This window comes from Kocuria atrinae C3-8 (assembly GCF_000286355.1).
Taxonomy (GTDB): Bacteria; Actinomycetota; Actinomycetes; order Actinomycetales; family Micrococcaceae; genus Kocuria; species Kocuria atrinae_A.
This window is the reverse complement of record NZ_AJXN01000110.1, coordinates 68,863-83,418: the sequence shown is the minus strand read 5'-3', so window position 1 is coordinate 83,418 and position 14,556 is coordinate 68,863. Positions and strand designations below refer to the sequence as shown.

Here is a 14,556-nt window from a genome sequence, read left to right as displayed (position 1 = left end):
CACATGGGCGCCGTGAACTCGCTGGGCCTGCACCTCATGGGTGTGTGCCTGTGGGTGGGCGGACTGATCGTTCTGGCATGGGCCAGCCCGCTGCTCGCCAAGGAATCCACGGTGATCGCCCACCGCGGCGAGACCAAGCACCGCGTACCGCTGTTGTCCGTGGTGCTCCGCCGCTATTCCGTGGTGGCCCTGGGCTGCTATTTCCTGGTGCTGCTGTCCGGCATCATCAACGCCCAGGTGCGCATTGGCACGTGGGAGCAGTTGAACTCGGGCTACGGGCGCATCGTGCTGGCCAAACTCGTGCTCACCCTGCTGCTGGCCCTGGTCGGTTTCGCCCACCGGCAGTGGCTGATTCCGGGTGTGGAGGACGGTTCCCGATCGCGCACGGCCACACTGTGGCGCCTGATCGTGGTGGAGCTGGTGCTCATGGGCCTGCTCATGGGTATTGCCTCCGCGCTGAGCCGCACGGCTCCGCCCGTACCGGAGGAGATGCCCACTGATGCCTCTCCGGCACGTTTGCTCACGTGGTACGAACTGCCGCCCGAACCGACCTTCGCCTCGTGGTTCACCACATGGCGCATCGACTGGTTCTGGGCCGCAGTGGTCGTTTTCTTCGCCATCGTGTACCTCTGGGCTGCGATCAAGGTGTGGCGCCGGGGCGACAAGTGGTCGGTGCTGCGGACCGCGTCCTGGCTGATCGGTCTGGTGCTGCTCATGTACGCGACGTCCGGCGGCGTGGCGGTGTACGCCCGTGTGCTGTTCTCCGCCCACATGGTGGAGCACATGAGCCTGACCATGATCGTGCCGCTGTTCCTGGTCTCCGGTGCGCCCATCACGGTTATTCTCAAGGCGCTGGAGCCCCGCGGGGACGGCACCCGTGGTCCTCGCGAATGGATCCTTCGCCTGGTGCACTCCACGTGGGGCAAGATCGTGACGCACCCGATCTTCGCCGCGGCCAACTTTGCGTTCTCGATCGTGCTGTTCTACTTCACGGACCTGTTCCACATCACGCTGCGCTACCACGTGGGCCACGAGTTCATGATGATGCACTTCCTGTTCACCGGGTACATGTTCGCCCTGGTGCTCATCGGCATCGATCCCATCCCCAAGCGACCCAGCTACCCCATGCGCCTGGTGCTCCTGCTGGCCACCATGGCTGCCCACGCGTTCATCGGTATCTCCATCATGAGCATGACCGCGGTGCTTCAGGCCGGCTGGTTCGGCAACATGGGCCGCCCCTGGGCCCCAGCGCACTGGAGGACCAGGAGCTGGGCGGCATGCTCATGTGGGGGATCGGTGAGTTCCCCACGTTCCTGCTGGCCGTGATCGTTGCCATCCTGTGGGCACTCGAGGGCAGCAAGGAGAACCGCCGCGTGGACCGGCAGGCGGACCGCACCGACGACGCCGAGCTCAAGGCCTACAACGAAATGATGGCCAACCTGGCCGAACAGGACGAACGACGACGCCGCTGACGTCCCAGCACGCGTCCCGATCTCGCCTCGGGCCGGTTCGAACTTAGGCCGGTTCGCATTCGGGCCGGCACGGACATCAAGGGTGCCGACCGCGGGACGGGGTGAGCGGCGTCGTCGTCCATGGCGCGGGCCCGCTCGCCGAACGCGCGTCACAGACCGCAACGCGCGTGCCCGGGAAGATGCGCGCGGCGGCTAACGTTGACCTGGAAGACCTGATTCTGCATGCCTGGAAGGACTCAACACACTGTGAAGACACAGCGGAGCACTACCCCCGTACGAGCTTCCGAGCTCACCGGCCGCGCCTGGCTCAACACCGGCGACCGGCAGCTGGATCTGGAGGCCCTGCGCGGCAAGATCGTGGTGTTGGACTTCTGGTCCTTCTGCTGCATCAACTGCCTGCACGTGCTGGACGAGCTGCGCCCGCTCGAGGAGAAGTACTCGGACGTGCTGGTGACCGTGGGCGTGCACTCGCCCAAGTTCGAGCACGAAGCCGATCCCGACGCACTGGCTGCCGCGGTGGATCGCTACGAGATCACCCACCCGGTGCTCGACGACCCCGAGCTCAAGACCTGGGACGCCTACACGGCGCGTGCCTGGCCCACCCTGGTGGTGCTGGACCCCGAAGGCTACATCGTGGCGCACCTGTCCGGTGAGGGTCACGTGCAGGGCCTGGAATCGCTCGTGGAGGAGCTCGTGGCCGAGCATGACGCCAAGGGCACCCTGCACCGCGGCGACGGTCCCTACGTGCCGCGCCCGCGTCCCGAGGGCGACCTGCGCTTCCCGGGCAAGTCCGTGCGTCTGCCGGACGGCTCCTTCCTGGTCACCGATACCGGCCACCACCGCCTGGTGCAGCTCGAGGACGACCTCACCACGGTGCGCCGGGCCATCGGTTCCGGTACCAAGGGCTGGGCGGACGGCCCCGCGGATGCCACCCGCTTCAACGAGCCGCAGGGCGTGGCCCTGCTGCCCGAATCGGTGCGCGCGACCGTGGGTTACGACCTGATCGTCGCGGACACCGTCAACCACCGCCTGCGCGGCGTGGAATTGTCCACGGGCAAGGTGCGCACCCTGGCCGGTAACGGCGTGCAGCGCCTGCTCGACGACGCTCGCGCTCGCGGCGTGGACCCCAACGAAATTCCCGCCGACGCCGCTCCCACGGACGTTGCGCTGTCCTCGCCGTGGGACGTGCTGTGGTCCACCGCAGCGGACACCCTGGTCATCGCGATGGCCGGCACCCACCAGCTGTTCTCCTTCGACCCGCGCACCGGTCAGGTCGCCGTGCTCGCGGGCACCGGTGACGAGGGCCTGCGCGACGGCGCCGCGAGCGAGTCCTGGTTCGCCCAGCCGTCGGGTCTGGCACAGGATTCCTCCGGGACGGTCTGGGTTGCGGACTCCGAGTCTTCGGCACTGCGCCGCGTGCGCTTCGACGAGTCCGGTGCGGTGTCCTCCGTGGACAGTCCGATCGGTGAGGGTCTGTTCGACTTCGGCTTCCGCGACGGCGCTGCCGACCAGGCCCGCTTGCAGCACTGCCTGGGCGTTGCCGTGCTGCCCGACAACTCGGTGGCGATCGCGGACACCTACAACGGCGCGATCCGTCGCTACGACCCCTCGACCAACGAGGTCTCCACGCTGACCCGCGGGCTGGCCGAGCCGTCCGGCGTGATCCTGGACGACGCGGACGAGCAGCCCGTGATGGTGGTTGTCGAAGCCAACGCTCACCGTTTGGTGCGCGTGCCCGTGCCCAAGGACGCTCAGACCGTGGACGAGGGTGCGGCACAGATGCAGCGCAAGCGCACCCCGATCGCACCGGGTGCCCTGGACCTGGTGGTCCGGTTCTCCGCTCCCACCGGCCAGAAGCTGGACACCCGCTGGGGTGATCCCACGCAGCTGAAGGTTTCGTCCTCCCCGGCCGAGGCACTCGTTGAGGGCGACGGCACCGCACAGGGCCTGACCCGCACGCTCCGCCTGGCCGACGGCGTGACCGAGGGTGTTCTGCACATCACCGCCCGAGCGGCCGCGTGCGACGGTTCCCCGGACGGCGAGATCCCCGAGCACGCCGCGTGCCACCTGTACCAACAGGACTGGGGCATTCCGTTCACGGTTTCCGATGACGCCGAGTCCGAGCTGACCTTGGAGTTGCGCGGGCTCGACTGATCCCGCCGCTGATCGGTGACCTGAGAAAGGCCGCTACCGTCCGTGGGGACGGTGGCGGCCTTTCTCATGGTCAGTTGTGCTTCGACGCGGGGTGGCCTGCACGTTTCAGTGCTTGTGGGTCAGTGTCTGGGCGTGACCGTGGCTTCTTCCTCGGTGACCTCCAGAGTGCCCTTGAAGGTGAAGGGCACCTCTTCGGAGACCTGGCTGGTCTTACCGTCCATCAAGTTGACGGAGGTGAATTCGATCTTGGCCGTGCCGGGGGCGTCCATGAGGCCCCACCGGTCCACGTTGGGCCCGCTCAACCGGATGTCAGTGGTGGGGTATTCGGTGATGGACCACGTGACGTTGTCCTGGACCCGTCCCGAGAACTCGTAAGAGAAAGGGCAGCTGGCCGGGTACAGGGTGTCCTGCTCGGCGCACTTGTCCAGGTACGTCTTGGTCTGCTCGCTGACCTGTGATTTCAGCTCGTCCGAGGGAGTGGCCTTGAGATTGAGCGTGGTCTCGTTCGCCGGGTTGGTCACCACGGTCTGCTCGGGTTCCGCGGCCACCATGGGGGAGGTATAGGAACCGGTGTAGATGCCGGGGTAGAAGACCGCGAAGTCACGGGCGGAATCGGTCAGCGCCACGGATTCCCCGTTGATGTCCACTGCGGTGGACCCGGGCATGGTCACGTGCATGGTGGGCAAGGTGGTCCGATCGAAATCCCACACCGTGAAGAAACCCCACTGGGTGTCTGCGGGGTGCAGGGTGAACTCGGAGCTATGCTCCTGACCGTCCAGGGTGTAGTCCGCGCGCACCACCGCTTGGTCCTCGGAGGAGGACACCGTGGAGATGTCTACGTCGTCCAATTTCTCCGCGGCCGCTTCCAACGGTTCACCGTCGAGCAGGGCCGCGTTGGAATCCGGGACCTCGGCGTTGAGCAGGCCGAGAGCTGCGGCGCGTCGCCGGCCTGGAGCGCATCGAAGTAGGCTTTGACGTCCGTTTCCGGCCCGTACTGGTACTTGTTGACCAGGGCAATGGTGACTGCCGCCGCGGCGACCGAGAGCACAATGAGAAACAGCCATGCCCCTACGGCCTTCAGTACGCGGTCGGTTTGTTCCATGGATCATCACGTTAGTCCATCAGCGGGGAAGAGACCCAAGACGGCGCACTACGACATTTCACCCGTCAGCCCCCTGCGAAGCTGAGGGTTAAGCTGGTGCGGGCCCACACCGACGTCAGCGGGAGAATCTCAGCACACCATGGCAGAAACAGTCCGACAGGTTCCGGAGAAATATTCCGCTCCGCAGCACGTCTTCCACCCGCGCATCACCTCGTACGGCCGCCGGATCTGGGCCGCCGTTCCGCCGCTGTTGCTGGTGGCCGTGGCCCTGCTCGCGCTCTACTACCGCCGCCCGCGCGGGCCCGTGATCGCCGTTCTGATTCTGCTGGCACTGGTCGGGGGGATCATCGCCTACGGCTACTTGCGACCCGCGCTGACCGTGATCACGCAGACCCACTTCTTGAAGTCGCGCTGGATCGGATTCCACGCCGTGCCCCGCGATCAGGTGCACCAGGTGGTGACGGTGGACAAGCTTCTGCCGCCGCGCCCCAAGTCCGGAAAGCCCCGTGGTCGGCCCTATCTGTGGCTCGTCACGGAGACCGGCAAACGGGCCATGGCCCTGGACGGAATCGTGTGGGACACAGCCTCACTCAAGAGTTTCGCGGACCTGTCCGGCGCGCAGCACGTGAACTTCAAACAGGCCACACCCGAGCAGGTCAGTAAACACTGGCCCAAGCTGGTGGCCTGGCACGTGCGCTACCCGCGCTTGCGGTACGCGGCATCTTCGCTGGCCCTGGTGCTCGTCATCGTCTTGGTCGTGTGGCTGACGTTCGTCCAGACCACGTTCCAGTAGTCACTGCACAAACGCCGACGCCGCGGTGAGACTCCCTGGGGAGCCGCACCGCGGCGTCGGCGTTCTCATGCGTTGTGTGAGCCTCAGGCGCTGGAGCTGCCGCCGCCCTGACCCTGCCACGGAGCATCGTCCGCGCGGTGGCGGCCACCGGACTCGGGGCGATCACCGGTGGCATTGCCGTCACCGGTGTCCGCGCGACGAGCGTCCGCCTCGGAACGATCAGCGGTGACATCGCGGTCACGGGCATCCGTGCCACGAGCATCGCGGTCGCCCGCGTGAGCCGCACCGTTGTCACGGTTGTCGTGACCCGATGCGCGGTCGGCCTTCTGACGCGCGCGCTCGATCTCGGCCTCGCGCTCTTCGGTGGCCTCGCGGGTCAGCTCCGCACCGGCCTCCTCGTCGCGGGTGAGGTTTTCACCGGTCTCGGGATCGAACACGTGCATGCGGCGGCGTCCAACCAGATGTTGGCCGCCGTGCCACCGCGGATGCGGGAGGAAGCGTCCAAGGACACGACCACCTGCGAGGGCATCTCGTCCGCGTCCAGGTCCTTGGCCAGCTCGTCCAGCTTGTGCTTGACGGCCTGGTCCTGCTCGAACTGGATGTAGCCGTACTGCTGGTTACCCAGCCACTCGGTGTGGGTGAACTCGGCCTCGAACGTGGTGCCGTGGGGCACCTTGGCCTCGTCCACGAACTTGGAGTCCTCGAAGTGCTCGGGACGCAGGCCCAACAGCACGATGTCGTTCTTGCCCGACACCTTCTGCTGAACGCGCTCCGGGACCTCGATGTCACCGATGGGCGTCTTGAACACATTGCCCTCGATGCGCGCCGGCAGGAAGTTCATGGACGGTGCGCCGATGAAGCCCGCCACGAACAGATTGGCCGGCTGTTCGTACAGCTCACGCGGGGAGGCGATCTGCTGCAGCACACCCTTCTTGAGCACCGCGACGCGGTCGCCGAGGGTCATGGCCTCGGTCTGGTCGTGGGTCACGTAGATGGAGGTAATGCCCATCCGGCGCTGCAACTGGGCGATTTCCGTGCGCATTTGGCCACGGAGCTTGGCGTCCAGGTTGGAGAGCGGCTCGTCGAACAGGAACGCATCCGCGTCACGCACGATGGCGCGACCCATGGCCACACGCTGACGCTGACCACCGGAGAGGTTGGCCGGCTTGCGCTCCAGATGCTCGTCCAGATCCAGAGTCTCCGAGGCCGCACGGACCTTACGGTCGATCTCGTCCTTGGAGAACTGACCCTTGGACAACCGCAACGGGAACGCAATGTTCTCGTACACGGTCAGGTGCGGGTACAGAGCGTAGTTCTGGAACACCATGGACAGGTTGCGGTCACGGGGAGCCTTGTCGTTGACGCGCTCGCCGTCGATGAGCAGGTCACCGCTCGTGATGTCCTCGAGTCCCACGACCATGCGCAGGAGCGTGGACTTACCGCAACCCGAGGGGCCCACGAGGATCAGGAATTCACCGTCGGCCACGTCAATGGAGACGTCATTGACCGCCGGAAAACCGTCGTCGTACTTCTTGACGAGGTTCTGCATGGTAATTGATGCCATGTCTACTCAGTCCTTACTGTGATTGAGCTTGAAGTGTTGAGGGACCGGCGGGATCAACCCTTGACCGCGCCCTGGGTCAAACCGGAAACGATCTGGCGCTGGAAGGCCAGGACCAACAGCACCACGGGGATGGTCACGATGATCGCCGCTGCGGAAATTGCGCCGGCGGGATCCTCGAACTGCGAGGCACCCGTGAAGAACGCCAGCGCCGCGGGGACCGGACGGGCCGCCGAGGTGGAGGTCAGACCGATGCCGTACACGAAGTCGTTCCAGGCGATGAAGAACGCAATGATCGCGGTGGTGAACACACCAGGTGCGGTCAGCGGAACGATCACCTTGCGGAACGCCTGCCAGGTGGAAGCGCCGTCGACCTGGGCCGCGCGCTCCAGATCCCACGGGATCTGCTGGAAGAAAGCTGCCAGCGTCCAGATGGAGATCGGAAGGGTCAGGGACAGGTAAGGAATGATCAGACCGAGCCAGGTGTCGTACAGGCCCACCTGACGCCACAGATTGAACAGCGGCGTCACGATGGAGATCACCGGGAACATGGACACCATCAGCGCGGTGGTCAACACGATGCGCTTGCCCGGGAAGTCCAGGCGGGCGATCGCGTAGGCGCACAGGGTAGCCAGCACCACCGCGATGAACGTGGCGATCAGCGAGATACCGATGGAGTTCCACAGCGCGGGCAGGAACAGGTCCTTGGCGTCTCCCACGAAGATCTGCTCGTAGTTGTCGGTGACGAACTGGGCGGGCAGGAACTTGCCGGATGCCAGGTCCGCCGGGGACTTGAACGAGGTCATCAGGATGGACAGCACCGGGAACAGCGCGTAGATCAACACCAATACGGTGACGATGGCCCATCCGAGCTTTTGTTTAGTGCTCAACATGGCGGTTTACCTACCCTTCCCAGAGCCGGCCAGATCCACCTTGAAGACCTTGATCGCGGTGAGCGCTATGAGCATCACGCACAGGAACAAGATCACGGAGATCGCCGAGCCGAGGCCAATTTCCAGCGTCCGATGGAGGTTCGATACGCGAGCAGCGAGAGCGCCTCCGTGCCGTACTGGCCCTGGGTCATGATGAAAATGTTGTCGAAGATACGGAACGCGTCCAGCGCGCGGAACACCACGGCCACCATGATGGCGGCCTTCATGTTCGGCAGAATCACCTTGGTCAGGCGCTGCCAAGCGGACGCGCCGTCAACGCGGGCCGCCTCGGAGAGTTCACCCGGGACCTGTGCCAGTCCGGAGAGCAACAGCAGCGAGATGAACGGCGTGGTCTTCCAGATCTCGGACGCCATGATGATGCTCAACGCCGGGCCTGCGGAAGAGAACCAGTTGAAGTCGGGGCCGATACCGGGCACCCAGTCGAACCAGTTGTTCACGTAACCAGTGGTGATGTCGAACGCGTAGAACCAGGCGAATGCGGACACCACGGTGATGATGCCGTAGGGCACCAGGATCGCGGTGCGCAGCAGGCCGCGGGTGGCTTTGATCGCGCTGTGCATGACCAGCGCGAGCGCCAGGCCGAGCACGAGTTCCACACCCACAGTGACCACGGTGATCAACAGGGTGACACCCAGGTCTTTCCAGAAGAGAATGTCGGAGAAGACCGTGGCGTAGTTACCCAGGAAGACGAATTCCTTGTCACCGGGTGCCGTGAGGCGGAAGCTGAACAAGGAGTCGTAGACGGCCTGCGCGATGGGGTACAGGGTCACCAGCAACATGATGATGAACGCCGGGCCGGCCAAGAGCCAGCCGAGTTTGCGTTCTGCCCGTACGCGGTCCGAGATCTGCCGTTTGCCCTTGGGCGCTCGGTTCGTCTGAGATGTTGGGGTCGAAGAGTCGACTGTCGTACTCACAGCAGCGCATCTCCCTTCAGGACTTGCTCAATAAAGGCAGTGGTCTCCTTGGGAGTGTTTTCATTCACGCTCTGCGGGGGCGTCCACTCCTGCTGGATAGCGGTGGAAATCTCGTTGTAGTACGGAGTCTGCGGGCGAGGTGCCGCGTTGTCCAGAGATTCCCGGATGACGGGCGCTGCGGGTATGCCTCTCGCACCGCGGCGTCGTCGAAGGCCTTCGCGGAGGACGGCGGGTTGCCGTTGGTCGCGAAGTACTGGGACTGGTGTTCCGGAGTGACGATGCACTCCACGGCCTCCCACGCGAGCTCCTGGTTCTGCGAATCGGCGCCAACACCAATGTTGATGCCACCCAGGGGCGGAGCGGAAGGCTCATCCGCGTTGACGCGGGGCCACTGGGCCCAGCCGATGTCGTCCACGACCGCCTTCTCGAGCGAACCTTCTTCCACGGCACCGTTGGACGCTGCCCAGACGAACGGCCAGTTCACCATGAACGAGCCCTTGTCCCCCTGGAACTGGATCATGGATGAGTTCTCGTCCTGGGTCGGAAGCCAGGTCCGCCCAGGCCGTCCTTACCGATGGTCCCCACGATGTCCGCGGCCTTCTTTCCGGCCTCGGTGTCCAGGGTGATGTCCGCGTCCTGGCCTTCTTCGCCGGCGGTGATGATCTCCCCACCGGCCGAGGCGACCAGTCCGTTGACCCACACGGTCATGGACTCGGCTTGGGTGCCTTGGACACCCAGGTACTTGTCCTGGCTGCGTGCGGCGTCAATGATTTGATCCCACGTGACGGGCTTGGACATGTCCAGACCCGCGGCCTCCGCGACCGACTTCCGATACCAGAGCAGCTGCGTATTGGCCCAGAACGGAACGGCCACGACCTCACCGTTCCACTTGGCACCCTCGAGCGGGCCCTCCAGTGTGTCCGCCGTGGTCCGTTCGACCACGTCCGCCGGCGGCTTGGCCAGGAACCCGGGCTCGGCGAGCTCGGGAACGAACGGTGGATCCAGGCTCATGATGTCCATGGACGTGTCGCCAGCGGCCAAACGGCGCGCCAGCTGCTCACGCTGCGAGGACGCATCGCGGGGCAGCAGCGACGTTTCGATCTTGTACTTCCCGTCCGACGCCGCGGAGCACTGTTCCGCGATCTCGGCCTGTCCGCCGTCGTCCGGGTTGATGTACCACGTCAGCGTGGGCGGACCCGATTCTTGCGAACCGCACGCCGTCAGCAACATTGCTGACGCGCCCGCGAGCGCTACAGCGCCTCGGATCCGGCGCCCCCTCCGCGCCGTGCGTGGTGTGTGAGTGGCTTTCACTATGTTTCCTCCCCTGTGGCAAGGTCATGCACTGGGCAGTGAGCCCATGGATCCCGGGAGGGTCAACAGGCTGCTCAGCATTTACTCAGTCTATTGGTGGGGTATTTCACACCGACTGACCGACGCGGTCACGAAAGCACTACGGCAATGATTGCCATGGTGATCATCGAGAACACTGTGGTGACCAATACTGTGTCACGGCTCACAGTGGTTGCGCGGTTATACCGTACCGCCGCCACGTAAAGATTTTGAGCAGTGGGCAAAGATGCCATGATCACCGCGGCGTAGAGGGGGTGGCCGTCCAGACCGAGCAGGACCCCCAGGAGCAGTGCCAGGGCGGGGTGGATGAAGAGTTTTGCGAAGGACGCTATGAGGGTGTCCGTGCGTTCCTTCTTGTCGGACAGGGGGCGCGAGCCCACCAGGGACATGCCGAAAGCCAGCAGCATGGCGGGGATGCTGGCACCGGCCACCAGCTCGATGGGCTGTAACACCAGATCGGGCAGCTGCCATCCGGTCGCGCCGAACAGGATGCCCAGCAGCGACCCCACGATCAGGGGGTTGGTGAACGTGTTCTTGAAAATCGACCACGGGGTGGGGCGGTGACCGTCCGTGAGCGTGTCCATGGCCGTGAGGTACAGCGGAGAGTTGATGGCCAGTTGGAACAGCATCACGGGAGCCACCTGGGAGGCGTCCCCCAGGACGAACATCGCGATGGGAATGCCCAAATTGGCGGCGTTCACCTGTGCTGCGGCTTGCGAGCCCATGACCACGGTCGAGGTGTCGCGCTTGAGCGCGAACCGAGCAACCACCGCGTACAGGCCCATGGTCAGCCACGCGGACGCGGCAGCAATCAGCAGGGGAGTGGAGAACATCTGGGCGATGTCCGCTTGCGAAATGGTCAGGAACAGCAGCGGCGGAGAGGCCACATAGAAGGAGAGCTTGGACAGCACCACCTGTCCGTGCGGACCCAGGAAGCCTGAGCGGCCCACCAGGTAGCCCACGCCGATCACGGTCCAAATGATGAAGAACCCGGAGAACACACCGCTCATGGATGAGCCTTCTCAGCCATGAAGTTCGGGTGCTGTTCTCCGAGCGGGAGAGCGGATCCGAGAGCCACCGCGGTGGCTACAGCGCCGCTACAGCGGCGTCTTCCTGGGCCTCCGTGTGATCGCGAGCCTGGGGCGGGCGCACCATGTCTCCGGTGACGGCGTCCGCGGGGTCCGAACCCAGCGCCACGATCTTGTTGTTCTCGTCCACGTGCACCACGTGGGGGTTGTAATTCTGGGCTTCCGCGGTGTCCATGAGTCCGTAGGAAATCAGGATCACCAGATCACCCGGGTGCACCAGATGTGCTGCGGCACCGTTGATTCCGATCACGCCGCTGCCGCGCTCGCCGGCGATCGTGTACGTCTCCAGGCGGGCACCGTTGTCGATGTCCACGATGGACACCTGTTCACCCGGCAGGATGTTGGCGGCGTCCAGCAGGTCCTGGTCCACGGTTACGGACCCCACGTAGTGCAGGTCCGCCTGGGTCACGGTTGCTCGGTGGATCTTGCCGGTAAACATGGTGCGCAGCATGGGTGCTCCTCGACGCGTGCAATGTGTAACACAAACCCCGGGTCCTCGAAGGTCTCCCGGGGCGGTGGCGCGTTATGTGGAGCGGCTGACGGGAATCGAACCCGCGTATCAGGCTTGGGAAGCGTGCGCTCTACCATTGAGCTACAGCCGCGCGTTGCACCAATCAGACCTGGCGGCCCGATTGAACGCCACCGAGTCTACAACAACTTCAGCGGGGACTTTCTTCCCCTCTTCATGACCCAGCCTACGAACCAGCAGGTGGAAGCCCCCATGATCAGACCAGCCGAACCGCGAGACCTCATGGCCGTTCAGGACATCGAAGTAGCGGCGGGAAAGCAGTTCGCGGACGTCGGCATGCCTGAGATCGCACTCGACGTCCCGCCCAGTCTGACCTGGCTGGGTGGCTTCCAACGAGCGGGCCGGTTATGGGTCGCGACCGACGACGCGGGAGAACCGGCCGCGTATTGCGCCGTCGAGCTGATCGGGCCAATGCCCACATCGCGCAGGTTTCGGTTCACCCCAGGCTGGCCGGGCGGCGCATTGGTGCGGCCCTCATCGACACCGTGGGTGATTGGGCCGAGACCCAAGGCTTGGACGGACTGTCCCTGACCACGTTCCGAGACGTTCCGTGGAACGCGCCCTACTACGCGCGCCTGGGCTTCCGCGAACTGCCGGAGGGAGAGTGGTCCCCGGAGCTGCGTGCTGTGGTCGACCGTGAAACCGCGCAGGGACTGGATCCTGCCGCGCGGGTGGTCATGATAAAACCTCTGTGACCGGTACCGGTGCACTACCGTGTAATCGTGCTCATCTCCGATCGTGATATTCGCAGCCTCATGGATTCTGGCCGTGTGAAGCTGGAACCGTACGACCCCGCCATGATCCAGCCCGCCAGCGTGGACGTGCGCCTGGACCGGTGGTTCCGGTTGTTCGACAACCACAAGTACGCGCACATCGATCCCGCCCAGGAGCAACCCGAACTCACGCGGTTGATCGAGGTCGACCCCGACGAACCATTCGTGCTGCATCCCGGCGAGTTCGTCCTGGGCGCCACCTACGAAAAGGTCACGCTCCCCGACGACGTCGCCGCGAGACTCGAGGGTAAATCCTCCCTGGGTAGGTTGGGCCTTCTCACGCACTCCACCGCGGGGTTCATCGACCCCGGATTCTCCGGCCACGTGACGCTGGAACTGTCCAACATGGCCACGCTCCCCATCAAGCTGTGGCCGGGTTCCAAGGTGGGGCAGTTGTGCTTCTTCCAGCTCTCGTCCGCCGCGGAGCACCCCTACGGTAGCGGCACCTACGGGAACCGGTATCAGGGTCAGCGCGGACCCACGGCCTCGCGCAGCCATGTGAACTTTCACCGATCGCCGGTCGAATAGGACGTCCACGCCCCTGCCCGATGGAGTGGAACGCCGTATATGCCGTGTAAGGCATCTGCGGCGTACTGGTGTCATCAGGCCTGAACGGTCGTGAAGCCCTTGGGTGGCTTGGGCGTGAACAGCAGCAGGAGCAACCCCACGCCCACCACACTCAGGATCCCCAGGATGCCCCAGATCTGGCACCGAACGCGGTGACGAAAATGCCGAACATCAGGGGTGCCAGGAAGCTGACGGCTCGACCCGTGGTGGCGTAGAGGCCGTACATCTCCCCGTCGCGACCGGACGGGGTCAGTCGTCCCAGGTAAGTTCGCGACGCCGCTTGAGCAGGTCCCACGAACAAGCACAGCGCCAGGCCGCACACCCAGAACGCGGTGGAGCCCTCCCAGTACAACAAGACGGAACCCGCGACCATGATGCCGAGCAGCGACACGACGATCACGGCACGGGGGCCGGCGGCGTCGTCGAACTTGCCGCCCACGATCGCGCCGAGCGCTGCGGCGATATTGGCGACCACCGCGAAAATGATGACCTCGGACATCGAAAAACCAAAGGTACCCGCCGCAAGAACGCCGCCGAACGTGAAGATACCGGCGAGCCCGTCGCGGAAGATGGCGGAGGAGAGCAAAAAGTAGACGGTGGCGGGGGAACGGCGCCAGACCCTGGCAATTGTGCGGAACAAATCTCTGTACGAGGCCAAGATGCGCGGCGCGGGGCGGGTGAGGCGGCGTCGTCGTCGATCTCGAGTGGGCGGTAGGGCATGCTGCGAGCGCGCAGCATCAGGGGCAGTGAGAACACCAGAACCCACACGGCGCTGAACAGGGCCACAGAACGGTAATTGAGGGCGTCCTCGGTGGCGATCCCCAGAAAACCGGGCTGGACGAAGCCGAAGAGCACGAACGCCAACGCCACGATGCCGCCCAAGTAGCCGGCACCCCAGCCCCAACCGGAAACCGCACCGATCTTCCGGGGGCCGGCCAGACCGGGGAGCATGGCGTTGTAACTGACCTCGGCGAACTCGGCCACGATGCTGGCGATGGCGATCATTGCGACACCGAAGATCAGGAAGGACGGCTCGGGGCGGGCGAAGAACGCGAGGCCCGTGAAGAGCGCCAGCAACACCGTGTTGACACCCAAGAAGCGGGAACGGGAGCGAGGTGCGTCCGAGCGCTGCCCGATCAACGGGGCGGTCAGGGCGATGAAGAAGCCCGCGATGGCCATGCCCGCGCTCAGCACGGCAGACGTGTGCTCGGGTGAGCCGAAGGACGAACTTGTCAGGTACACGGTGAACACGAAGGTGAGCATGATCGCGTGGAACGCTGAGGATCCCGTGTCCCACAAG

The 14,556-nt window shown here is 64.8% G+C and carries 10 protein-coding genes, 1 tRNA gene and 5 pseudogenes; 5 read left to right on the top strand and 11 right to left on the bottom strand.

Going from position 1 to position 14,556, the window contains the following annotated elements:
- Together YO9_RS0112180 and YO9_RS0112175 are read left to right on the top strand one after the other, a co-directional pair.
- Positions 1–1,472 (top strand): annotated as a pseudogene (locus YO9_RS0112180) (bifunctional copper resistance protein CopD/cytochrome c oxidase assembly protein); the annotation flags it as partial.
- A 222-nt stretch (positions 1,473–1,694) separates the two neighbouring features.
- A complete protein-coding gene (locus tag YO9_RS0112175; RefSeq protein ID WP_031273211.1) occupies positions 1,695–3,626 on the top strand; it encodes an NHL domain-containing thioredoxin family protein in 1,932 nt (643 codons plus the stop codon).
- 119 nt (positions 3,627–3,745) lie between these two features.
- On the opposite strand, the gene YO9_RS0112170 is transcribed toward YO9_RS0112175, so the two are convergent.
- Together YO9_RS0112170 and YO9_RS18430 are read right to left on the bottom strand one after the other, a co-directional pair.
- Positions 3,746–4,474, bottom strand: a complete 729-nt coding sequence (locus YO9_RS0112170) for a hypothetical protein (protein ID WP_016997745.1) — start codon at positions 4,472–4,474, stop codon at positions 3,746–3,748.
- The gene (locus tag YO9_RS18430) at positions 4,462–4,728 is read right to left on the bottom strand and encodes a hypothetical protein (protein ID WP_016997744.1); all 267 of its coding nucleotides are present in this window, start codon (positions 4,726–4,728) and stop codon (positions 4,462–4,464) included. The genes YO9_RS0112170 and YO9_RS18430 overlap by 13 nt, the downstream gene beginning before the upstream one ends.
- A 139-nt stretch (positions 4,729–4,867) precedes the next feature.
- Here YO9_RS18430 and YO9_RS0112165 point away from each other — a divergent pair, with 139 nt between their 5' ends.
- Positions 4,868–5,521 carry a hypothetical protein gene (locus YO9_RS0112165; RefSeq protein WP_016997743.1) on the top strand — a complete coding sequence of 218 codons (654 nt, stop codon included), beginning with the start codon at positions 4,868–4,870 and terminating at the stop codon, positions 5,519–5,521.
- A 323-nt stretch (positions 5,522–5,844) separates the two neighbouring features.
- Here the strand turns inward: YO9_RS0112165 and YO9_RS0112160 are convergent.
- The 7 genes and pseudogenes from YO9_RS0112160 to YO9_RS0112130 form a co-directional block, all read right to left on the bottom strand.
- Positions 5,845–7,085, bottom strand: a pseudogene (locus YO9_RS0112160) (ABC transporter ATP-binding protein); the annotation flags it as partial.
- Between the two features lie 53 nt (positions 7,086–7,138).
- Positions 7,139–7,975, bottom strand: coding sequence for a carbohydrate ABC transporter permease (locus tag YO9_RS0112155; protein ID WP_016997742.1), 837 nt, complete (start codon positions 7,973–7,975; stop codon positions 7,139–7,141).
- Positions 7,976–7,981: 6 nt separating this feature from the next.
- Positions 7,982–8,949 (bottom strand): annotated as a pseudogene (locus YO9_RS0112150) (carbohydrate ABC transporter permease).
- Positions 8,946–10,179, bottom strand: a pseudogene (locus tag YO9_RS0112145) (extracellular solute-binding protein). The pseudogenes YO9_RS0112150 and YO9_RS0112145 overlap by 4 nt, the downstream one beginning before the upstream one ends.
- 209 nt (positions 10,180–10,388) lie before the next feature.
- Complete coding sequence (locus tag YO9_RS0112140) at positions 10,389–11,309, bottom strand: AEC family transporter (RefSeq protein WP_031273209.1); 921 nt, start codon at positions 11,307–11,309, stop codon at positions 10,389–10,391.
- Between the two features lie 76 nt (positions 11,310–11,385).
- Positions 11,386–11,838 (bottom strand): aspartate 1-decarboxylase, encoded by a 453-nt coding sequence (panD, locus tag YO9_RS0112135; protein ID WP_016997739.1) that lies wholly within the window; start codon positions 11,836–11,838, stop codon positions 11,386–11,388.
- A 77-nt stretch (positions 11,839–11,915) separates the two neighbouring features.
- A tRNA-Gly gene (locus tag YO9_RS0112130) sits at positions 11,916–11,989 on the bottom strand.
- Positions 11,990–12,302: 313 nt separating this feature from the next.
- Between YO9_RS0112130 and YO9_RS18420 the strand changes: the two genes are divergently transcribed.
- Positions 12,303–12,611: a GNAT family N-acetyltransferase gene (locus tag YO9_RS18420; RefSeq protein WP_223286496.1), complete on the top strand. Its 309-nt coding sequence runs from the start codon at positions 12,303–12,305 to the stop codon at positions 12,609–12,611.
- Positions 12,612–12,638: 27 nt separating this feature from the next.
- Positions 12,639–13,217 (top strand): dCTP deaminase, encoded by a 579-nt coding sequence (gene dcd, locus YO9_RS0112120; RefSeq protein WP_031273208.1) that lies wholly within the window; start codon positions 12,639–12,641, stop codon positions 13,215–13,217.
- Between the two features lie 151 nt (positions 13,218–13,368).
- Here the strand turns inward: dcd and YO9_RS20110 are convergent, their stop codons facing one another.
- Positions 13,369–14,022: an MFS transporter gene (locus YO9_RS20110; protein WP_262925681.1), complete on the bottom strand. Its 654-nt coding sequence runs from the start codon at positions 14,020–14,022 to the stop codon at positions 13,369–13,371.
- A pseudogene (locus tag YO9_RS20105) lies at positions 14,022–14,435 on the bottom strand (MFS transporter); the annotation flags it as partial. The gene YO9_RS20110 and the pseudogene YO9_RS20105, both read right to left, overlap by 1 nt.
- Between the last annotated feature and the right edge of the window lie 121 nt (positions 14,436–14,556).

Coding starts and splice junctions, on each gene's coding strand:
- YO9_RS0112175 (WP_031273211.1), top strand. CDS start 1,695: ATGCCTGGAAGGACTCAACACACTGTGAAGACACAGCGGAGCACTACC.
- YO9_RS18430 (WP_016997744.1), bottom strand. CDS start 4,728: ATGGAACAAACCGACCGCGTACTGAAGGCCGTAGGGGCATGGCTGTTT.
- YO9_RS0112165 (WP_016997743.1), top strand. CDS start 4,868: ATGGCAGAAACAGTCCGACAGGTTCCGGAGAAATATTCCGCTCCGCAG.
- YO9_RS0112155 (WP_016997742.1), bottom strand. CDS start 7,975: ATGTTGAGCACTAAACAAAAGCTCGGATGGGCCATCGTCACCGTATTG.
- YO9_RS0112140 (WP_031273209.1), bottom strand. CDS start 11,309: ATGAGCGGTGTGTTCTCCGGGTTCTTCATCATTTGGACCGTGATCGGC.
- panD (WP_016997739.1), bottom strand. CDS start 11,838: ATGCTGCGCACCATGTTTACCGGCAAGATCCACCGAGCAACCGTGACC.